Raw genomic sequence first — 20,967 nt, 5'->3', positions numbered from 1 at the left:
CCGTCGGATCCGGTGCCGCTCCGCCGGATCCGGAGGCGCTTCACGGCGGGGGCGGGCACCGGACCCGTCCGCACGGCACCGGATCCGACCGGGTCAGGCGCGGGGGAAGACCAGCAGCATCCCGAGGGCGAGCAGCACCGCGAGGCCGCCGAGCACGAAGAGCAGCCCGACGGACGCGCCGAGGTCGGGCCGGAAGGGGCGCCGGCCGCGCCTGGCCGCGCGCTGCTCGAGCAGGATCGCGCGCACGCCGAAGGCGATCAGCACGAGCCCGAACGCGAGCACGATCCACGGCGCCACCGCTCCATGCTGGTGCACCACCCGCGGGGCGGGAGGACGCGGATGCGGGCTGGGAGGATGGAGACATCGAATCCGCACTGCTCGACCGCATGCCGCCGCCGCTGCCCGCCGGCGGCCTCGACGAGGACGCCGCCTTCACCGCCTTCAGCGAGTGGGCCGAGGCCCGCGGGCTGCCGCTCTACCCGGCGCAGGAGGAGGCGATGATCGCGCTCGTCGGCGACGCGAACCTGATCCTGTCGACGCCGACCGGCACCGGGAAGTCGCTCGTCGCGATCGGCGCGCACGCCCTCGCCCTGTCGCAGGGCAGGCGCAGCTGGTACACCGCGCCGATCAAGGCCCTGGTCAGCGAGAAGTTCTTCGCGCTCGTGGAGGTGTTCGGGGCGGCGAACGTCGGCATGGTGACCGGCGACTCGTCGGTCAACCCGGAGGCCCCGATCATCTGCTGCACCGCGGAGATCCTGGCGAACCTCGCCCTCCGCCACGGGCCGGACGCGCCCGTCGACCAGGTCGTCATGGACGAGTTCCACTTCTACGGCGACCCCGACCGCGGCTGGGCGTGGCAGGTGCCGCTGATTACGCTGACGCGGACGCAGTTCGTGCTGATGTCCGCGACCCTCGGCGACGTCACCGCGCTCGCCGCCGACCTCACCCGCCGCACGGGCCGCGACACCGCCCGGGTCACGGGCGTGGAGCGGCCGGTGCCGCTGCACTTCTTCTACGAGCTCGAGCCGATCCACGACTCCATCGACGAGCTGCTGCGCACGGGCCAGGCGCCGATCTACGTCGTGCACTTCTCCCAGGCGGCGGCGATCGAGCGCGCGCAGGCCCTCGCGAGCGCCGGCGTCGCGAGCCGCGAGCAGCGCGACCGGATCGCCGAGGCGGTCGCCGGATTCCGCTTCACGACGGCGTTCGGCCGCACGCTCTCCCGGCTGATCCGGCTCGGGATCGGCGTGCACCACGCGGGGATGCTGCCGAAGTACCGGCGCCTCGTGGAGCAGCTGGCGCAGCAGGGCCTGCTCCGCGTCATCTGCGGCACCGACACCCTCGGCGTCGGCATCAACGTGCCGATCCGCACCGTGCTGCTCACCGCGCTGACGAAGTACGACGGCACGCGCATGCGGCAGCTGTCGGCGCGCGAGCTCCACCAGATCGCCGGGCGCGCCGGCCGGGCCGGGTACGACGTGGAGGGCCGCGTCGTGCTGCAGGCGCCCGAGCACGAGTCCGAGAACCGCAAGGCGCTGAAGAAGATCGGCGACGACCCGAAGAAGCGGCGCAAGTGGGTGGCGAAGAAGGCGCCCGCGGGCTTCGTCTCCTGGGGCGAGCCGAGCTTCCGCAAGCTCATCGACGCCGAGCCCGAGACGCTGACCTCCCACCTCGCGATCACGAGCGCGATGCTGCTGAACGTCATCGGGCGGGGCGGGGACGTGTTCGGGAACGTCCGCGCGCTCGTGTTCGACAACCACGAGCCCTGGCGGCGGCAGCTGCAGCTGGCCCGGCGGGCGCTGCAGCTCTACCGCACCCTGCGGGCGGCCGGCGTCGTGGAGCAGGTCGACGGCCGGATCCGGCTGGTGATCGACCTGCAGCCGGACTTCGCGCTGAACCAGCCGCTGTCGCCCTTCGCGCTCGCGGCCTTCGAGCTGCTCGACCCGGAGTCGCCGACGTTCGCGCTCGACGTCGTCTCGATCCTCGAGGCGACGCTGGACGACCCCCGGCCGGTGCTCGCGCAGCAGCAGTTCCAGGCGCGCGGCGACGCCGTCGCGGCGATGAAGGCCGACGGCGTCGAGTACGAGGAGCGGATGACGCTGCTCGAGGAGGTCACGCACCCGAAGCCGCTGGAGGAGCTGCTGGACGCCGCCTACGAGGCGTACGCGGCCGAGCAGCCGTGGGTGCTCGACTTCGCGATGTCCCCGAAGTCGGTCGTGCGCGACATGGTCGAGCGGGCGATGGACTTCGGCGAGCTCGTCGCGTTCTACCGGCTGCAGCGCTCGGAGGGCCTCGTGCTGCGGTACCTCTCCGACGCGTTCCGCGCCGCTCGGCAGACGATCCCGGACGAGATCAAGAGCGACGAGCTGCAGGACCTGATCGAGTGGCTCGGCGAGCTGGTCCGTCAGGTCGACTCGTCCCTGGTCGACGAGTGGGAGGAGCTGCTGCACCCCGCGCTCCACGAGCCGGACGCCGCGATGGTGCCCCCGGCTCCGCGCCGCCTCACCGCGAACACGCGCGCCTTCCGCGTGATGGTGCGCAACGAGCTCTTCCGGCGCGTGCAGCTGGCGGCCCGGCGCGACTGGGCGGCGCTCGGCGCCCTCGACGCCGCCGCCGGGTTCGACGCGGACGCGTGGGCCGACGCGCTCGAGCCGTACTTCGACGAGCACGCCGGGCTCGGCACGGGGCCGGACGCCCGCGGCCCGGCGCTGCTCGTGATCGAGGAGGCGGCGGCCGAGTGGCGGGTGCGCCAGATCCTCGACGACCCGGCCGGGGACCACGACTGGGACTTCACGGCGGTCGTGGACCTGACCGCGTCGGACGAGGCCGGCGCCGCCGTCCTCCGCCTCACCGGGGTCGGCCGCCTCGACGGCTGACGGCTGACGGCTGACGAGCATCCGCCGAGCCGCGGCCATGAAGCGCCGAAGAGATGCCGGTGCGCCGGCTGCGCGGCGCGTCCGACTGGCTAGCGTCGACGCGACGACCACCGAGGAGTTGATCGCGCAGTGCCCGACCGGCGCTCGACCGTTCCTGCCGATGCCCGCCGCCGCGTGCCCGAGCCCCGTCGAAGCGGGGTGACGGCGTGATCGAGGCCCTGCTCGTCCTCGTCGTCGGCCTGCTGCTGACCGCCGCGATCATCGCGGCGAACGGCTACTTCGTCGCGCAGGAGTTCGCCTACATGTCGGTGGACCGCGCCCGCCTGCGGGCCGCGGCCGACACCGGGGACCAGGCGGCGCACCGCGCGCTCGCCATCACCCGCCGCACCTCGTTCATGCTCTCGGGCGCGCAGCTCGGCATCACCGTCACCGGCCTGCTCGCCGGCTACGTCGCCGAACCGTTCATCGGCGAGTCGATCGGCACGCTGCTCGGCGGCGCCGGCCTGTCGCCCGTCGTGGGCGTCGCGATCGGCACCGTGCTGGCGCTCGTCATCGCGACGGGCGTGCAGATGGTCTTCGGCGAGCTGTTCCCGAAGAACCTCGCGATCGCCCGGCCCGAGCGGCTCGCGAAGGCGCTCGCGCGCTCCACCCGGATCTACCTGACCGCCTTCGGCTGGCTCATCGCCCTGTTCGACCACGCGGCGAACGCGGTGCTGCGGCTGCTGCGCGTCGAGCCGGTGCACGACCTCGACAGCAGCGCGACCGCCGAGGACCTCGAGCACATCATCGACGACTCGCGGCAGAGCGGCGACCTGCCCGAGGAGCTGTCGCTGCTGCTCGACCGGGTGCTCGACTTCCCCGCGCAGGACGTGGAGCACGCGATGACCCCCCGCGCCCGGGTCGACCTGCTGCCTGCGGCCACGTCGATCGCCGAGGCGCGAGCGCGCATGGCCGAGCAGCACACGCGCTACCCGGTGGTCGGCGACCACGACGAGCCCCTCGGCGTGGTCCACCTGCTCGACGTGCTGCGCGTCGCCGAGGACGACGCCCGACCGGTCACCGCGATCATGCGGCCGCCGGTGGTGCTGCCGACCCTGATGCGCCTGTCCGAGGCGTTCGACGCCCTCTCGCGCAGCCGCGACGAGCTCGCCTGCGTCATCGACGAGTACGGGGGCTTCGCCGGGGTGCTGACGGTCGAGGACCTCGCCGAGGAGCTGGTCGGCGAGATCGGCGACGAGCACGACCCGGACGACGAGTCGGACCCCGAGCTGGTGGCGGACGGCGTCTGGACGATGCCGGGCGAGCTGCACCTCGACGAGGTCGAGCGGGCGATCGGCCGCGACCTGCCGCCCCGCGACGACTTCGAGACCCTCGCCGGCCTCGTGATCGCCGAGCGCGGGTCGCTGCCGTCGGTCGGCGACGCGGTCGAGGTGGCGCTGCCCGCCACGGGCGCCGAGCTGATCGAGGAGGACCTGCCGCCGCGGGCGCTGCGCCTCGAGGTGCTCGAGGTGACCCGGCACGTGCCGAGCGCGCTGCGCGTCGAGCTGGTCGAGCGCCGGTTCGAGGACGAGGTGGCCGCCGACGAGGACGGGCCGATCGGGGCGCACCGGTGAACGTCTGGCTCCCCCTCGTCGTCACCGTGCTGCTGATCGCCGCGAGCGCCTTCTTCGTCGCGATCGAGTTCGCGCTGATCGGCGCCCGCCGGCACCGGCTCGAGGCGGACGCGGAGCGCAGCCGCGGCTCCCGCGCCGCGCTGCGCGGCATGAACGAGCTGACGCTGATGCTCGCCGGGGCGCAGCTCGGCATCACCGCCTGCACCTTCGCGCTCGGCGCGGTGACGAAGCCCGCCGTCGACGGCCTGATCAGCCCGCTGCTCGAGGGCGCGGGACTGCCGGTGTGGCTCGCCGGCGGCGCCGCCTTCGTCCTGTCGCTGCTCGTCGTCACCTTCCTCCACCTCGTCGTCGGCGAGATGGTCCCGAAGTCCTGGACGATCGCCCACCCGGAGACCGCCGCGAAGCTGATCGGGATCCCCTCGCGCGCCTTCGTCGCCGTCTTCCGGCCCTTCCTGACGATCGTGAACCGGGCCGCGAACGCGGTGGTGCGCCGCGTCGGGGTCGAGCCGGTCGACTCCGCGGCGGTCGGCGGCCGCGACGCCGGCACCATCCGCAACCTGGTCGAGTACTCGGCGCGCATGGGCGTGTTCGAGCCGAGGCTGCACGAGCAGATCGCCGACGTGATCGACCTCGAGCGGCTGACGGTCGGGGAGATCACGCGCCGCGGCGAGCCGACCGCCGTGCCGCCGACCGCGACCGCCGGCGAGGTGCGGGCCGTCGCCCGCGAGACCGGCCACCTGCGCATCCTCGTGCGCGACGACGCGGGCGGCCTGCCGGGCGTCGTCCACGTCCGCGACACCCTGGTCGCCGCCGACGGCGAGCCGGTCTCGCCCTTCGCCTCCCCGGTGCTGACGACCGACGCCGCTACGCCCGTCTACGGCCTGCTGCGGCAGATGCGGGAGCGTCGCGTCCAGCTCGCCGTCGTGGAGGAGTCGGGCGGCGCGATCGGCGTGGTGACCCTGGACGACCTCATCCGCCGGGTCCTGCCCGAAGCGGCGCCCGCGGGCTGAGCGGTCAGCCCGCGGCGCGCCGGACCAGGTCGCGCAGCCGCTGGTCCGCGGCGGCGGTCACCTCGAGCACCGCGAAGGACGTCGGCCACATCTCGCCGTCGTCGAGCGCCGCGTCCTCGCTGAAGCCGACGGTGCCGTAGCGGGTGCCGAACTTCGACGCCGGCTGGAAGAAGACGACGACCTTGTCCTCCCTCGCGTAGGAGGGGAAGCCGTACCAGGTCTTCGGCGCCAGCTGCGGCGCCTCCTCCGACACGATCACGTGCAGCCGCTCGGCGACCGCGCGGTCCGCGCCGCCCAGCGCGTCGATCGCGGCGAGGCACGCGTCGTACTCGCGGGCCCGCTTCGCGGCACCCTTCACGCCCGTCGCCGAGCGCAGCTCCTCCGCGCGCTGGCGCATCGCCGCGCGCTCCTGCTCCGAGAACCCGCCGTCGCTCATCCGTGACCTCCGCTCGCCGGTGCTGCCCCGCATCGTGGCGCGAGGGCCCGCGTCAGCGCAACGCGGAGGCGGTCAGCGGGCGCCGCGGCGGTGGCGGCGGCGCTCGCGCCAGGTCATCGCGGCGAGCAGCTCGGCCTCGCGCCGGCGCTCCTGATCGCGAGCCCGCTCGCGCTCGGCGCGGCGCTGCTCGGCCCGCTGCCGCCAGGCGGCGACCTCCGCCTCGACGTCCCTCGGGCGCGTGACGACCGGCGGGCCGCCGAGCAGCTGGCGGCGCGCCTCGCGCACCCGGGCGTTGAAGTCCTCGAGCGCCTCGCGCACGGCGGACTCCACGTGGAGGGCGTCCAGCCGCTCCTCGAGCGCCGCGTCCTCGGTCCGCAGGGTCAGCGCCGGCGGGCCGAGGCCGCTCAGGCGCTCCCGCTCGATCTTGCGGCGGATCCACCAGTCCGGGTCCTGCCGGCCGCCGATGCCGGGCAGCGGCTTCCCCGCGCCCGGCAGCCGGTCGAAGTCGCCTCGGCGCATCGCCTGCTGGATCGCGACCTCCACCGCCATGGCGCGCTCGTCGAGCGTCGCCTGACCGGCGTCGACCGGCGCGTCGTCGTCCTGCTCCCCGGTACGGGCGTCCGGGTCGGCCTGCTCGAGCGCGTACCGCGCCGCGGACAGGCGTGCATCGGGAGGTCGCTTCATGGTCCCGATCCACCGTAGCCCGGGGAACCGGGGGTGCTGCGCGCAGCGGGCGGGCCGGGCCCGGCGCGGGAACCCGGCTGCGCGCGGGTGCGCCCCTAGCGTGCGCGGACCACCGAGCACTGGAGCACGATGCGACGCCGCCCCGCCCTTCTCACCACGGCCCTGATCACCGCCGGTCTCGTCGTCGGCGGCGGGCTCGCCGCGGACGCCGCGCCCGCCGCCGTCCCGGCCGGCCGCGCCGACGCCCGGGTCCTCCTCGACCGACTGACGGTCCGCTCCGACTCGCACGCGGCGAGCTATCAGCGCCGCGCGTTCCACGTGTGGAACGACGCCGACCGCGACCGGCTCGACACGCGCGCCGAGGTGCTGAAGGCCGAGAGCCGCGTCACGGCGTCGGTGAACCGGTACGGCACCGTCAAGGGCGGGAGGTGGATCAGCCGATACGACAACCGCGTGGTCACGAAGGCGACGCGGCTCGACGTCGACCACCTGGTGCCGCTCGCCGAGGCGTGGCGCTCCGGCGCCTGGAAGTGGAGCGCGACGCGCCGGGAGGCGTTCGGCAACGACCTCGGCTACGGGCCCTCCCTGATCGCGGTGACGCGCTCGAGCAACCGCTCGAAGGGCGACCGCGACCCGGCGGGGTGGATGCCGCCGGCCTCCTCCTACGCCTGCGCCTACGTGAAGCAGTGGATCGCCGTGAAGTCCCGCTGGCACCTGTCGGTCGACCGCGTCGAGCGGAAGGCGCTCGCCGCCGGCCTCGACGGCTGCGACTCCCTCGCGGTCGCGAAGCCGGGCAAGCCGGCGATCAGCGCCCTCGTCGAGCGCAGGAAGACGCGGACGACGACGCCGAAGCCCGCGGGCGGCGGCGCGTCCAGCGCCTACTACCGGAACTGCGACGCCGTCCGGGCGGCGGGCAGGGCGCCCCTGTACCGCGGCCAGCCCGGGTACGAGACGCCGCGGCTCGACCGGGACGGCGACGGGGTCGCCTGCGAGTAGCCCCGTCCCGATTCGGCGTCCGCGCGCACCTTCGCCCCGCGGGTCCCGCAGGATTCGGGGGTGGTCGGGTCCTGGAGCGGTCGGCGCCGTGCGCTCGCCGTCGTGGTCGCGGCCCTGGTCGTCGCCGCGATCGGCGTCGCGGCGGCGGTCGTCGTGCCGCGGCTGACCGGCCCCGCCCGGCCGGCGCTCGCCGCGCCCGTCGCCCGGTTCGTGTCCGTGCCGGAGTCGCCGACCTCGACGCAGCGGATCCGGCTCGACACCTCCCTGTACCTGCCGGCGACGCGGCCCGCGCCAGCCGTGCTGCTCGCCCACGCCTTCGGGCAGGACAAGGGCGACCTCGCCGGCGAGGCCCGACGGCTGCAGCGCGAGGGCTACGCGGTCCTCACGTACTCCGCCCGGGGCTTCGGCGCCTCCGGCGGCAGGATCGGGCTCGACTCGCTCGACGGCGAGGTGCCCGACGCCCGGGCGCTGATCGACGTGCTCGACGCGCGCCGCGACGTGCTCCACCGCGACGGGGACCCGGTCGTCGCCGTCGTCGGCGCGTCCTACGGCGGCGCGCTCGCGCTGATGGCGGGCGCCACCGATCCCCGGGTCGACGCCGTGGTCGCGGGCATCACCTGGTACGACCTCGGGCAGGCGCTCGTGCCCTGGACGTCCGGCTGGGCGCGCGGCGTCGAGCCGGAACGGACCGTCAAGGCGGCGTGGCTGGCGCGCCTCTTCGGCACGGCGGCCGCCGACGACGCCGCCGGCCCCTGCGCCCGCTTCACGCCGCAGGTCTGCGCGCTGTACCGGACACTCGTCACCGGCGGGCCGTTCACGGCCGCGGACCAGGCGCTGCTCGAGCGCTCCTCCCCGGAGTCCGTGCTCGGCGGGATGACGGCGCCCACCCTGCTGCTGCAGGGCCTGAACGACTCGCTCTTCACCCTGCGGCAGGCGGACCTGAACGCCGGGGCGATCCGGCGCGCCGGTGCGCCCGTGCAGGTGCAGTGGTTCGCGGGCGGGCACGACGGGGGCGGGACGGCCGGCACCGAGCAGGCCGTCGACGACTTCCTCGACGCCCGTCTGCGTCATCCGCAGGAGCCGGTCTCGACCCGCTTCACCTACACCGTGCCCGCGGGGGCGACCTCGTTCGAGGAGCAGCACAGCACCGGTCGCTACCCGGGGCTCGACGCGCGCGACGCGGAGGTCCTGCCCCTCGACGGCGGCGAGCGGACCGTCGTGAACCCGCCCGGCGGCCAGCCGGCCTCCGTGACCTCGCTGCCCGGCATCGGCGCCGCGACCGACCTCGGACGCACCGCCTCCGGGCTGCTGAGCCGGACGAACCCGCCGAACCAGGCGGCCCGCTTCGTCTCCGAGCCGCTGACCTCCTCCGTGGTGCTGACGGGGGCGGCGCAGGCGAGCGTGGACATCACGACGACATCCGCGCAGCCGCAGGACGTCGTGCTCTTCGCGCAGCTGACGGCGGTCACCGGCTCGCAGCGGCGGCCGCTGCCGGGCGGCGTCGCCCCGGTGCACGTGCGGCTGCCGCCCGGCGGCGCCCGCATCCGGGTCTGGCTGCCCGGCACCGTGTGGCGCTTCGCCCCCGGCGACCGCGTCGAGCTGACGCTGCGCACGACCGACAGCCAGTTCCTCGGCTCGACCGAGCCCGCGACCTACCGGCTCTCGGCGGACGCCGTCGCGCTGCCGCGGCTCGGGTCGGCCCCGAGCGCCGGTACCGTCTTCCGGCCGACCAGGGGGCAGCTCGACCGGATCGCGCTGCTCGCGCTGCTCATCGCCGCCCTGCTGGCGGCGGCGCTGATCGGCGGTCGCGTCCGCACCGCCGCCGCGCGGCGGGCCGAGGCCCGCGGTCAGGTCGACGACGCCCCGCCGCTTCTGGTGCGCGGGCTCACCAAGCGGTTCCGCTCCGGCTTCACCGCGGTCGACGACGCCGCGTTCACCGTCGAGCGCGGGCAGGTGGTCGGGCTGCTCGGCGAGAACGGCGCCGGCAAGACGACGACCATGCGGATGGTCCTCGGCCTCACCCGCCCGGACGCGGGCAGCATCGAGGCGTTCGGCGTGCCCGTCGTGCCCGGCTCCCCCGTGCTGCGCCGCGTCGGCGCGTTCGTCGAGGGGCCGGGCTTCCTGCCGCACCTGTCCGGGCGGCGCAACCTCCGGCTGCACTGGGCCGCGACCGGTCGCCCCGCCCGCGAGGCGCGGCTCGGCGAGGCGCTCGCGGTCGCGGACCTCGGCGGCGCGATCCGCCGGCGGGTCGGCGGGTACAGCCAGGGCATGCGGCAGCGGCTCGCGATCGCGCAGGCGATGCTCGGCATGCCGGACCTGCTCGTGCTCGACGAGCCGACGAACGGTCTCGACCCCACGCAGATCGTGGCGCTGCGGGACGTGCTGCGGCGCTACGCGGAGGGCGGGCGCACGGTCGTCGTCTCCTCCCACCTGCTCGGCGAGGTCGAGCAGACCTGCAGCCACGTCGTCGTCATGTCGCACGGTCGCGTCATCGCGGCCGGGCCGGTGGAGGAGATCGCGGGCGGGGCCGAGCAGGTGGTGGTGGAGGTCGGCGACGTGGACGCCGCGGTCGCGGCCCTGACCGGCGCCGGCGCCCGGGCGGTGGACGGGGGCGGCGGCACGGTCCGCGTCGAGGGCGGCGCGCTCGGCACCGCCGAGGTCGTGGCCTTGCTCGTCGGCGCCGGCGTCGCCCTGACCGGGCTGCGCCGCGAGCGCCGCCTGGAGGACGCCTTCCTCGACCTGATCGCCGAGCCGGAGCCCGCATGACCGCCATCGCCCCGCCTCCCGCCCCGAGGCACCGCACGACGCTGCCGCTGCGGGTCGAGCTGCTGCGCCAGCTGAGCCAGTGGCGGGTGCTGGCCGCGGTCGGCGTGCTCGTGCTGCTGCCCGTCATCGTGCGGGTCGCCTTCCTGCTGGGCGGCGCCCAGCCTTCCGACACCGGCACCGACCTCGGCGCCCTCGCGCAGTCGTCGGGCGGCGGCTTCGCCGCCTTCGTGCTGCTCGTGTCCGGCGGCTACCTCGTCACGATCGTCACCGCGGTCCTGTTCGGCGACCTGATCGCCGGGGAGGCGTCGCGCTCGACGCTGAAGTACCTGCTCGCGATCCCCGTGCCGCGGCTGCGCCTGCTCGGCGTCAAGGCCGCGGCCGCCGCCGTCATCCTCGTCGGCGGCCTGGTCGGGATGGCGGCGGTCGCGCTGCTCGTCGGCGTGCTGTCCTACGGCCCGGGCGGCATGCAGGTGCCGAACGGTCCCCGGCTCGACCTGCCGGAGACCGTGCTGCGGCTCGCCCTCGCCACCGCCGTGACCCCGTTCGGGCTGCTGTGGGCCGCCTCGCTCGGGCTGCTGCTCACGGTGCTGACCGACTCGCCGCTCGCGGCCGCGGGCGGCGTGGTGGTCGTCGCGATCGTGACCCGCACCCTCGACCAGGTCGAGGCCCTCATGGACTTCCGGCTGTGGCTGCCGACCCACTACGCGTTCGCGTACCAGCAGTTCCTGCTGCAGCCGATCTCGCTCGCCACGGTCGCCGACGCGCTGATCAACGGCCTGCTCTGGGTCCTGGTCGCCGGGACGCTCGCCGCCTGGCGCTTCCAGCGCAAGGACGTCACCGGCTGACGCGCGTCAGCCCCACCAGCGGCGTCGGGGCGGCGTGTCCGAGCCGGCGTCCTCGCCGAGCAGGCGGGCGGCCTCCGTCAGGTCCTCGGCGGTCAGGCTCGTGACGGCGGGGCGGTCGAGCGCCGCGGGGTCGCCCTCCCCCGTCAGCCGCACGGCCTGCTGGTTCACCGTCTGCTCGAACAGGGTCCGGACGAAGCGCGCGTTGCCGGCGTCCTCGCCCCGCCGCGCGTTCGCGAGGATGCGGCGCAGCGTGCGGTCGGCGCCCGGGCGCAGCGTGTACTCGTGCTGCTCCGCGGTCGTGACGAAGATCGACTCCAGCTCGTCCGCGGAGTAGTCGGGGAAGCGGATCTCGCGCGCGAAGCGCGACCTGAGGCCCGGGTTCGAGGCGAGGAACGCCTCCATCAGCCGCGGGTACCCGGCGACGATCACGACGAGGCGGTGGCGGTGGTCCTCCATCCGCTTCAGCAGCACCTCGATCGCCTCGGGCCCGAAGTCCTGCCGCATCGGGCCCTCCGGCGCCAGCGCGTAGGCCTCGTCGATGAAGAGCACCCCGCCGAGCGCGCGCCGGATCACGCGGTCGGTCTTGATGGCGGTCTGGCCGACGTACTGCCCGACGAGGCCCGCCCGGTCGACCTCGACCAGGTGCCCCCGCTGCAGCAGCCCGACCGCCCGGTACATCTCGGCCAGCAGGCGGGCGACGGTCGTCTTGCCGGTGCCCGGGTTGCCGAGGAAGACGAGGTGCTGGCTCGTCGCCACCTCCGGCAGCCCGTGCTGCTGGCGCCGCGCCTGCACCTGCAGGAACGCGACGAGGGCGCGGACCTGCGCCTTCACCGTCTCGAGGCCGACCAGGGCGTCGAGGTCCGCCTGGATCTCCGGCAGCGGCCGCGCGGGCCCCGGCCGCGCCGCGAGCAGGTCGCCGACCAGGCGCTCGGCGCCCTCGAGGCCCGGCCGCTGCAGCTGCTCGCCGATGCGCCTGCCGACCTGGTCGCGCAGCTCGTGCAGCGGGTTGCGTGCGGCCATGGCTGGAGCCTAGGCGCGCGCGGCCGCGTGCCGGACCTCAGTCGAGCATGCCGACGACGCTCATCACCATCGTCGTCTGCCGCACCACCGGGTCCGGGTCGTCCTCCATCGGGTCGAGGATCATGCGCAGCTGCGTGCCGATCTCCGGCGGCAGCGGCGACAGCACGTTCACGCGGTACCAGGTGTCCTCGCGCATCGGCTTGTTGGTGCCCGACGGGTCGTCGGGACCGCCGTGGCGGAGCACGCCGAGGCGCCGGCCGGTGTCGTCGAAGTCGCGGTACTCGATGGAGTAGACGGCGCCGCCCTGCGTCCGCACGGTCATCGTCATGGAACGAGGATCACGGGCGGTTGCTGAGCGGTTGCCCGAAGTCAACCGGTTTCGCGATCCGGACGTCCCTCGTGCGCGACCCGTCCACCGGCGGCGGTCGGCCGCGCCGACTACGGTGCTGGCGCCCGACGCCCCACGAGGAGGCCCCATGTCCACCTGGTTCATCACCGGCTGCTCGACCGGCCTCGGCCGCGCCTTCGCCGAGGCCGTCCTCGCCCGCGGCCACCGCGCGGTCGTCACGGCCCGCGACGCCTCCTCGGTGCAGGACCTGGTCGACGCGCACCCGGAGACGGCGCTCGCCGCAGCGCTCGACGTCACCGACGACTGGCAGGTCGCCGCGGCGGTCGCGGCCGCGGAGGAGCGGTTCGGCGGGGTGGACGTCCTCGTGAACAACGCCGGGTACGGCTACCGCGCCGCCGTCGAGGAGGGCGAGGACGACGCCGTGCAGCGACTCTTCGACACCCAGCTCTTCGGGAGCGTCCGCCTGATCAAGGCCGTCCTGCCCGGGATGCGCGCCCGCCGCTCCGGCACGATCGTGAACCTGTCGTCGATCGGCGCCCGCCAGTCGCCCGCGGGCTCCGGGTACTACGCGGCCGTGAAGGCCGCCATCGAGGCGCTGACGCTGTCGCTGCGCCGCGAGGTCGCGCCGCTCGGGATCACCGCGATGGCCGTCGAGCCGGGCGGCTTCCGCACCGACTTCGCGGGCCGCTCCCTGACCCAGTCCGCGGAGCCGATCGCGGACTACGCGGACACGGCCGGCAAGCGGCGCATCGAGGCCGGCACGGGCCACGGGCAGCAGCCGGGCGACCCGGCCAAGGCGGCCGAGGTGCTGATCGAGGCGGTCGAGTCGAGCGACCCGCCCTTCATGCTGCTGCTCGGCGACGACGCCTCCGACGCCTTCCGCACCGCGCTCGACGACCTCCGCGCCGACGCGGACGCGTGGGAGGAGCGGAGCCGGAGCACCGGCTTCGACGAGTGAGACGCCCCCGGGGGCTTCGCACGGGCGGCCCCTGTATCGTCCGAGCCCGCTCGTAGGCAGCAGCGGGCGGAGGCGGGGAGCACGTGGTGGACGGGACGAGCGGCAACTCCGTGGTGGAGCGCGGCCTGCAGACCGCGCGCGAGGTGCTGGACCGGTTCCGGGCGGGCGCCGACGAGCGGGTGGTCGGCGACGCGCAGCGCGACGTCCGCGGCGACGTGCTGACCGTGCTCGCGGAGCAGCCGAGCAACGGCTACCGGGTCGTCCGGGTGCTCGCCGACCGCGCCGACGGCGGCTCCGCGCCCGGCGCGGGCGACGTCTACCCGGTGCTGCAGCTGCTCGCCGACGAGGGCCTCGCGACGGCCGAGGAGCTCGACGGCCGCCGCGTCTGGACCCTCACCGACGCCGGCCGGGCCGCGGCCGACGCTGCCCGCGACCGCGCCGCGGCGGGACCCGCGACCGGGACGTCGACCCGTCGGGGGCCCTTCGACGGCGCCGGCGCGGTCGCCGGCGCCGGCTCCACGGCGCGCGCCGTCGCGCAGCTCGGGCAGGCGGCCGCGCTCGCGGCGCAGACCGGCAGCCGCGACCAGGTCGCCGAGGTCGTCGCCGTGATCGACGAGGCACGACGCAGGATCGTGTCGATCCTCGCCCGGGGCTGAGCGTGGCCGACCTGCGCCGCGATCCGGATCGCGCCGGCCGGGCGCGGTACCGCCGCATCATGCGGTTCGCGACCCGGTACATGGTCGAGAACTGGTGGTTCGAGCTGGTCCTGCCGCGGTTCGGCCTCACCGCCCTCGCGCGCCGCGGCCGGACCCGGCGCTGGCGGCGGATGGCCGCGCGGTTCTTCGTGCTCGCGTCGGACCTCGGCGGCCTGATGATCAAGGTCGGCCAGTTCCTGTCGTCCCGCCTGGACGTGCTGCCGCCGGAGGTCACGAAGGAGCTGGAGGGGCTGCAGGACGCCGTCGCGCCGGAGGACTTCGCCGACATCGAGGCGCTCGCGGAGCGGGAGCTGGGCATGCCGCTCGAGGCGGCGTTCGCGGCGTTCGACCGCGAGCCGCTGGCGGCGGCGTCGCTCGGGCAGGCGCACCGGGCCCGGCTCAAGCCGGCGGGCGCGGAGGACGCGGGCTTCACCGACGTCGTGGTGAAGATCCAGCGACCCGGCATCGAGCGCATCGTCGACGTCGACCTCGCCGCGCTGCGCACGGTCGCTGCCCGCCTGAACCGGGTGCAGCTGGTCCGTCGCCGCGTCGACCTGCCCGGGCTCGCCGAGGAGTTCGCCGAGACGAGCCTCGAGGAGGTCGACTACCTGCACGAGGCCGGCAACGCGGAGCGCTTCACCGCGCAGTTCGCGGGCGACGACCGGGTGCGCACCCCGGGTGTCGCGTGGGAGCGGGCGACCCGCCGGGTGCTGACGCTCGAGGACGTGACCGCGATCAAGGTGAACGACCTGGCCGCGCTCCGCGCCGCTGGCATCGACCCGGCCGAGGTCGCCGTCGAGTTCGCGAACGTGATGTTCGACCAGCTGTTCGTCGACGGCTTCTTCCACGGCGACGCCCACCCCGGCAACATCTTCGTCACCCCGACGCCCGGCGGAGAGCGCGACTGGGTGCTCACCTTCGTCGACTTCGGGATGATGGGCTCGATCCCGGACGGCCTGCGCCGCGACCTGCGCGCGTTCCTGATCGCGGTCGCCTCCCGTGACGGCCGGCGGCTCGTCGGCAGCATGCGGGACCTCGGCGTGCTGCTGCCGAACGCCGACACCCGGGAGCTCGAGCGCGTGATGTCCGCGCTGTTCGCCCGCTTCGGCGGCATCTCCTTCACCGACCTGCAGGACGTCGACCCGCGCGAGCTGCAGGCGTTCGCCCGCGAGTTCGGCGAGACGATCCGGGTGCTGCCGTTCCAGCTGCCGGAGCACTTCCTGCTCGTCATCCGCGCCGTCTCGCTGATCTCCGGGCTCTGCAGCACGCTCGACCCCGACTTCAACATCTGGAACTCGGTCGAGCCGTACGCGGACCGGCTGCTGCGCGAGGAGCAGGGCGGGCTCGCGCGCTCCTTCGCGAACGAGGCCGTCTCGACCGTCGCGGTCGCGGCCCGGCTCCCCCGCCGGCTCGACGGCCTCGTCACGCGGCTCGAGGACGGCGAGGTCGCGGTCGAGACCCCGCGCCTCGACCGGCAGATCCGTCTGCTGGAGCGCTCCGTGCAGCGCCTGGTCTCCGCGCTGCTGTTCTTCGGCCTGCTCGTCGGCGGCGTCCTGCTGCGCCCGACGGACGCGGTGACCGGGCTGGTCCTGATGATCGCGTCCGCCGTCCCGCTGCTCCACGCCCTCGTCTCCGGATTCCGCGCCCGCCGCTGACGCCCCGCAGGTCTCGCGGATCCGCAGTTCTCCCGCCGATCCGCACCTCTGCCGCGACACGCCGCGATCGGAGCGCGAGGCGCGGCGTGTCGGGCAGGAGCTGCGGATCCGCGAACCCGGAAGGGCGGGCTCCTAGCATCGGCGGGTGCGTCACCAGCTGCTCGACTCCACCGTCCGCCGCCTCGACCGGATGGCGGTGGAGCGGCAGCGCGAGAGCCGCACGCCCGCCCTCGCGGCCGGCGTCGCGCACCGGGGCGACCTGCTCTGGTCCGCCGGCGTCGGCACCGCCGACCTGGCGGACCCGACCGTGCCGCTCGACGAGCGGACGCAGTTCCTGATCGCCTCGAATACCAAGACGTTCACCGCGGTGATGGTGCTGCAGCTGCGCGACGAGGGGCGGCTGCGGCTCGATGACCCGATCGACGACCACCTGCCCGGCAGCCGGCAGCCCGGCGTGACGATCCGGCAGCTGCTCGCGCACGCGAGCGGGATGCAGCGCGAGCCGGTGCGGCCGGAGTTCTGGGACACCCTCGCGGTGCCGCCGGCGGACCGCTTCGTCGAGGACTGGAACGCGAGCGAGCGGGTGCTCCCGCCCCACGCCGCGTGGCACTACAGCAACCTCGCGTTCATCGCGCTCGGCGAGGTGGTCGCGCACGCCGACGGCCGCTCCTGGGCGGAGAGCCTGCAGGCGCGGCTGCTCGACCCGCTCGGGCTGACCCGGACCACGCTCGCGCTGCAGCCGCCCGCTGCCGGGCTGTACTTCGTCCCGCCGTACTCCGACGTGCCGGTCGACGAGCCCGTGCTCTTCACGGGCATCCTCGCCGCGGCAGGCGGGCTCGCCAGCACCGTCGCCGACCTCGCGACCTGGCACGGCTTCCTGCTCGACCCCGACGAGTCGGTGCTGCGCCGCGACACCGCGCTCGAGATGCGGGAGCCCCACGCGGCCCGGGATCCGCGCAGCGGCACCATGCAGGGGCTCGGCCTCGCGCTCGTGCACCGCGAGGGCCGCACCTGGTTCGGCCACACGGGCGGCGCGCCGGGCGGCATCACGGGCGCGTACTCCGACCCGGAGTCGGGCCTGACCGGCGTCGTGCTCATGAACAACAGCGTCGCGAGGACCCCGGAGTCGACGGCGATCGGCTTCGCGGAGCAGGTGGCGGAGCACGATGCGCCGCTGCCCGAGCCGTGGACGCCGGGCACCGAGGCGCCCGAGGACCTGGTGCCGCTCACGGGCCTCTGGTTCTCGGAGGGCTCCGCGTTCGTGTTCCGCATCCGCGGCGGCCGCCTGGAGGCGGTGCAGCAGGGGGCGGACGACGACGCGCCGCCCGCGGTCTTCGAGCCGGAGGGCCGGGACGCGCTCCGCACGGTGTCCGGTCGCGAGCGCGGGGAGCGGCTGCTGGTCGACCGCCGCGACGACGGCTCGATCCGCCTGCTCAGCTGGGCGACCTACCGCTGCACCCGCGAGCCGCTCGGCTTCGGCGAGCCCGCGGTCTGATCCGATCGGGCGAGGTGCCGGATCGCCGCCCTCCGGTCGTTCCGCTCCATCCGGCTGCCGGTGGCTCCGGGGGCCGCGTCGCCTCCCCACCGGTCGCGTCGAGCGCTAGGCGACACGTCCTCACGGCCGCTCGGCAAGGGGCAACGGCCCCCGCCGCTGACCGTGCAGAACGGCGGGGTCGATGTGACTGAGCGTCCGAAAGGCGACCCTGTGCGGATCAGAACTTCTGCGGATCCGGCAGGCTCGAGCGGGATGGTGTACGGGGAAGAGGCCTGATCTCTACGGGGCCAAGCAGCAGGGGCCGGTCGCGGTCATCGCGACCAGCCACCTGCTGCATCACCCGGTCGCTAGTCGCCGACGGCGATGCCAGCCTTCTGGCACAGCTTCAGCGCGACCCTTTTCGCGCCCGGAGCCGCGTAGTTGTTCGGGTCAGCACTACGGAAGCACGTTGCACGCGCCTTCTTGGCGTCCGCGAGGCGGATGAAGTTGAAGTACAACTGGTAGGTCAGGTCGCTCTTCTTGTTCGACCATTTGCCGTCTATCATCGACGTCGAACCCGTGTTGACCACGACGATGTACTTCCCGTTGTGATACACGGCCGCGTAGAAGCCCTTCAGCGAACTCCATTTGAGGCCAGACTTCTTGGACAACTTCTTGTTGAAGGCCGCAGATGCGAGCGTGTAGTGGTTCTTCTCAAGCGTCTTGGAAGCGAGCGCGATTGCACTCTTGTAACTCTTCGCTTTGGTGTCTTGATTGACGAACCACATGGAGTAATCGCGGTGCACAATCAAGCCTTTGTTGAAGACCATGTTGTCGTCAGAGCTGGTCCACACTGGTGGCGTCGCACCAGTCTTCTTCTGCAACGCGGCGACGATCTTCGGCACCGGCAGCTTGGTCGGGAGCCTCCACGTTGGCGCGGTCGAACCGCTCGTCGATGAGTCCACCGATGAAGCCGACGCACTCGTCAGCGGAGCCATTGCGAGGGCAGCTGCCAGCACAGCGGCTGCGGCGACCCGTGCGCTCGAGCCACGGACCGATGTTAAGAAGTTCATAGGAGCAGGATTTCGGCGGCCGAACCCATCACGTAGTCCCCGTGCGAGTGTCCGCATGAATGAGGACAACGGCGGGCACACGATCTCCAGCTTCCCAAGGCAGGTCTCCTCGCTGACCGCAGGACGCCAAGGCGGTAACGGCTAGCGCGGTTGAGTGCAGGAACCCGACGTCGAAGTACGACGCGTGCTCGAACACGTCCTCCCCGAAATCGAGCTCGCGTGGGGTCTCATCCGGAGATCCGGTTGAGTGGCAGCAGCCCGCTTCCTCGAAGTCGCCGAGGTCGCGGCGTTGATCATGCGCGACGCAGGGGCACGCGAACGCGCCCCATCTCGTCGCGGAAACCGGGCGGCGGAGAAGCGAAGCGTCGGCCCTGCATCGGTACGACATCGACGCCGACCGAGGTCTACTCCGCGACCGGCAGACCGTCGGCCCTCGCACGAAAGGCTGACCTCCGCAGCCCCAGGTCCGCGCAACTCCTATCGTAGCTGTCATTGGTGCGCGCTGAGACCGAAGGCGTTCTGCACACGCTCAAGCAGCAGAGTGAGCACCTGCTTCAGGCCTTTCACGCGGATGCAATCGCGGTAGACCAGCTCAAGCACGAGCACTTCCGCATCAGCGTCCTCGCACTGAGGCCGAAGCGGACCTGGAACGCTCACATGCGAACCGCGAACTGGTCGTCGAGAAGCTCCACGACTTCTGCACTCTGCTGCGGAAGGCGCAGGCCTACTACCTCAGCGCACCAGACCTGATGCGCCGCGAAGTTAACCAGAGCGTCTCCACGTGGCTCTACGTCGAGGACGACGAGATTGTGGCGAGCGACCTGGACTAGGTCTACGCGAACCTGCTGTCGTCGGAGTTGGAGACGAAGCTCGCGAGCGAGCGGAAGTCGACTCAAACGGCTGGTTTGAGAACCAGCCGGCTCTACGCGGTCCCCCAGCCCGAAGAACACTCCACTTTGGCGCTGCAGAAGAGCGGCGACCTTCGGCCGCGCGCTGTTCGGAAGCAGGATCAGGCGCGGATCAAGAGCCTGCTGACGATCGAGCGCCCGAGGGTCGGTCCCCTGGGAACAGAAGAACCCCGAACCTTGTGCGGTCCGGGGTTCTAATGAACAACTTCTGGTCGGGCTGACAGGATTTGAACCTGCGACCCCCTGACCCCCAGTCAGGTGCGCTACCAAGCTGCGCCACAGCCCGTGGCGACACGCGGCGGGTGGAGCCGCCGCGAGCCGTCGGCAAGTGTAGCGGGAGCGAGCACCCCCTGTTCGAGGTGCACCCGGAGTGGGAGACGCGCGGCCGATGCCGGTGGGCCTTTGATCGGGCGACCCTCCGTCGGCGCACGCGCGCCCCGTTGCTCTGGAGCCCCGTGAACCTCGTCCCGCTGCGCGCCGCCGCCGTCGCCGGCACCTGCGCGATCGCGCTCTCGTTCGTCTCGCTGCCCGCGCAGGCGGCTCCCCTGGTCGCCGCCCCGGCCAGCGGCTCCGCGGCCGCGCAGATGTCGTCCTCGGGCGGCGACGACCACGCCGACGAGCAGGGCGACGACAGCACCTCCGAGGAGAGCGGCGACAGCCCCTCGGAGCAGGAGTCCGACGACGCCTCGGAGCAGGAGTCGGACGATTCCGCCGACGAGACCCCCGCGACGCTGCCCGCGGAGCAGGGCACGCCGAAGCAGGACTTCCGCTCGACGGTACTGCTGCCGAAGGAGGTCGCGACCCGCGGCATCAAGGTCCGCTACTCCGGCCTGACCCCGAAGGCCAATTACCAGCCGTACTGGTCCGGCGGCGAGATGGGCGGCGAGCTGACCAAGCTGAAGAAGGCGAACGGGAAGGGCGTCATCGTCCTCACGATCCGTCCCGGCAAGGACCTCGTCTGGATGAAGCAGCTCGGCTCGGAGTTCACCGTCGGTCTGATCGGGCAGGACACGGAGTTGAACCTGTCGCAGCAGATCCAGATCAAGTACGACTCCGACGTCGCGCTGACCACGAAGCGCCACGGCAAGAAGGTCCTCCTCGCGGTCACGGCCGAGCGCGAGACCACCTCGGGCCACCAGGCGCCCTGGAAGAAGGTCCGCGTCCTCCTGCAGAAGAAGACCGATGCGGGCTGGAAGACCGTCAGGACGCTCCGGACGAACAGCCACGGCCTCGCAACCGCGAAGGTGAAGTCGGGCAAGACGCTGTGGCGCGCCGTCGCGGCCTCGACGAAGCACATCGCAGGCGCGACCACCAAGGGGCACCGCCGCTGACGTCCGCTCCCCATCGCCTCGAGGGCGTCGCCGGTCCGCCGGCGGCGCCCTCGTCGTCTTCGCGGGCTGAGGAGTGGTCTCGAGGCTCCTCCGTCGCACCTCGACCAGCGGATCTGCGGAGGCAGAGTGGTCTCGAGGCTCCTCCGTCGCACCTCGACCGGCGGGTGCGCGGGTGCGAAGTGGTCTCGAGGCTCGCTGCGCTCGCACCTCGACCGGCGGGTGCGCGACCGGCGGGTGCGCGGGACGGAGCGCGTCCCATGACGCGGCGGTGGGGACCG

Annotated in this window: 17 protein-coding genes and 1 tRNA gene; 11 read left to right on the top strand and 7 right to left on the bottom strand. The window is 73.7% G+C overall.

The annotated features are described in order from the left end of the window. Window positions 1-93 precede the first annotated feature (93 nt). Entirely contained in the window at window positions 94-297 is a 204-nt protein-coding gene (locus ACFSBI_RS04030) for a hypothetical protein (RefSeq protein WP_377932286.1), read from the bottom strand. An 89-nt stretch (window positions 298-386) separates the two neighbouring features. Between ACFSBI_RS04030 and ACFSBI_RS04025 the strand changes: the two genes are divergently transcribed. The 3 genes from ACFSBI_RS04025 (at window position 387) to ACFSBI_RS04015 (ending at window position 5,499) form a co-directional block, all read left to right on the top strand. Then, a complete protein-coding gene (locus tag ACFSBI_RS04025; RefSeq protein WP_377932284.1) occupies window positions 387-2,876 on the top strand; it encodes a DEAD/DEAH box helicase in 2,490 nt (829 codons plus the stop codon). A 206-nt stretch (window positions 2,877-3,082) separates the two neighbouring features. Next, window positions 3,083-4,489 carry a hemolysin family protein gene (locus ACFSBI_RS04020; RefSeq protein WP_377932283.1) on the top strand — a complete coding sequence of 469 codons (1,407 nt, stop codon included), beginning with the start codon at window positions 3,083-3,085 and terminating at the stop codon, window positions 4,487-4,489. After that, window positions 4,486-5,499, top strand: a complete 1,014-nt coding sequence (locus tag ACFSBI_RS04015) for a hemolysin family protein (RefSeq protein WP_377932281.1) — start codon at window positions 4,486-4,488, stop codon at window positions 5,497-5,499. The genes ACFSBI_RS04020 and ACFSBI_RS04015 overlap by 4 nt, the downstream gene beginning before the upstream one ends. Before the next feature lie 4 nt (window positions 5,500-5,503). Here ACFSBI_RS04015 and ACFSBI_RS04010 read toward each other — a convergent pair whose 3' ends face one another. Continuing rightward, complete coding sequence (locus ACFSBI_RS04010) at window positions 5,504-5,935, bottom strand: hypothetical protein (RefSeq protein ID WP_377932279.1); 432 nt, start codon at window positions 5,933-5,935, stop codon at window positions 5,504-5,506. A gap of 72 nt (window positions 5,936-6,007) precedes the next feature. Beyond that, a complete protein-coding gene (locus ACFSBI_RS04005) occupies window positions 6,008-6,619 on the bottom strand; it encodes a DnaJ family domain-containing protein (protein WP_377932277.1) in 612 nt (203 codons plus the stop codon). Between the two features lie 129 nt (window positions 6,620-6,748). Between ACFSBI_RS04005 and ACFSBI_RS04000 the strand changes: the two genes are divergently transcribed. The 3 genes from ACFSBI_RS04000 to ACFSBI_RS03990 are packed head-to-tail and all read left to right on the top strand — an operon-like array spanning window position 6,749 to window position 11,226. Then, window positions 6,749-7,615 carry an excalibur calcium-binding domain-containing protein gene (locus ACFSBI_RS04000; protein WP_377932275.1) on the top strand — a complete coding sequence of 289 codons (867 nt, stop codon included), beginning with the start codon at window positions 6,749-6,751 and terminating at the stop codon, window positions 7,613-7,615. Between the two features lie 60 nt (window positions 7,616-7,675). Continuing rightward, a complete protein-coding gene (locus tag ACFSBI_RS03995; RefSeq protein ID WP_377932273.1) occupies window positions 7,676-10,381 on the top strand; it encodes an alpha/beta fold hydrolase in 2,706 nt (901 codons plus the stop codon). Beyond that, a complete protein-coding gene (locus ACFSBI_RS03990) occupies window positions 10,378-11,226 on the top strand; it encodes an ABC transporter permease (RefSeq protein WP_377932271.1) in 849 nt (282 codons plus the stop codon). Before ACFSBI_RS03995 ends, ACFSBI_RS03990 begins: the two co-directional genes overlap by 4 nt. 6 nt (window positions 11,227-11,232) lie before the next feature. On the opposite strand, the gene ACFSBI_RS03985 is transcribed toward ACFSBI_RS03990, so the two are convergent. Both ACFSBI_RS03985 and ACFSBI_RS03980 read right to left on the bottom strand, forming a co-directional pair. Next, the gene (locus tag ACFSBI_RS03985; RefSeq protein WP_377932269.1) at window positions 11,233-12,246 is read right to left on the bottom strand and encodes an AAA family ATPase; all 1,014 of its coding nucleotides are present in this window, start codon (window positions 12,244-12,246) and stop codon (window positions 11,233-11,235) included. Between the two features lie 37 nt (window positions 12,247-12,283). After that, a complete protein-coding gene (locus ACFSBI_RS03980; RefSeq protein WP_377932267.1) occupies window positions 12,284-12,574 on the bottom strand; it encodes a hypothetical protein in 291 nt (96 codons plus the stop codon). Between the two features lie 148 nt (window positions 12,575-12,722). Here ACFSBI_RS03980 and ACFSBI_RS03975 point away from each other — a divergent pair, with 148 nt between their 5' ends. The 4 genes from ACFSBI_RS03975 (at window position 12,723) to ACFSBI_RS03960 (ending at window position 17,398) form a co-directional block, all read left to right on the top strand. Continuing rightward, entirely contained in the window at window positions 12,723-13,553 is an 831-nt protein-coding gene (locus tag ACFSBI_RS03975) for an oxidoreductase (protein WP_377932265.1), read from the top strand. 83 nt (window positions 13,554-13,636) lie between these two features. Then, window positions 13,637-14,209: a PadR family transcriptional regulator gene (locus ACFSBI_RS03970; RefSeq protein WP_377932263.1), complete on the top strand. Its 573-nt coding sequence runs from the start codon at window positions 13,637-13,639 to the stop codon at window positions 14,207-14,209. A gap of 59 nt (window positions 14,210-14,268) precedes the next feature. Further along, window positions 14,269-15,903 (top strand): ABC1 kinase family protein, encoded by a 1,635-nt coding sequence (locus ACFSBI_RS03965; RefSeq protein WP_377932479.1) that lies wholly within the window; start codon window positions 14,269-14,271, stop codon window positions 15,901-15,903. Between the two features lie 145 nt (window positions 15,904-16,048). Next, window positions 16,049-17,398, top strand: a complete 1,350-nt coding sequence (locus tag ACFSBI_RS03960; protein WP_377932261.1) for a serine hydrolase domain-containing protein — start codon at window positions 16,049-16,051, stop codon at window positions 17,396-17,398. A 347-nt stretch (window positions 17,399-17,745) separates the two neighbouring features. Here ACFSBI_RS03960 and ACFSBI_RS03955 read toward each other — a convergent pair whose 3' ends face one another. Both ACFSBI_RS03955 and ACFSBI_RS03950 read right to left on the bottom strand, forming a co-directional pair. Further along, window positions 17,746-18,450, bottom strand: coding sequence for a hypothetical protein (locus ACFSBI_RS03955; RefSeq protein WP_377932259.1), 705 nt, complete (start codon window positions 18,448-18,450; stop codon window positions 17,746-17,748). A 1,117-nt stretch (window positions 18,451-19,567) separates the two neighbouring features. Next, window positions 19,568-19,644: transfer RNA gene (locus ACFSBI_RS03950), tRNA-Pro, on the bottom strand. A 169-nt stretch (window positions 19,645-19,813) separates the two neighbouring features. Here ACFSBI_RS03950 and ACFSBI_RS03945 point away from each other — a divergent pair. Beyond that, the gene (locus ACFSBI_RS03945; protein ID WP_377932257.1) at window positions 19,814-20,689 is read left to right on the top strand and encodes a hypothetical protein; all 876 of its coding nucleotides are present in this window, start codon (window positions 19,814-19,816) and stop codon (window positions 20,687-20,689) included. The last annotated feature ends 278 nt before the right edge of the window (window positions 20,690-20,967 follow it).

Source organism: Amnibacterium endophyticum, assembly GCF_042680685.1.
Taxonomy (GTDB): Bacteria; Actinomycetota; Actinomycetes; order Actinomycetales; family Microbacteriaceae; genus Amnibacterium; species Amnibacterium endophyticum.
This window is presented reverse-complemented; position numbering and strand designations above follow the sequence as displayed.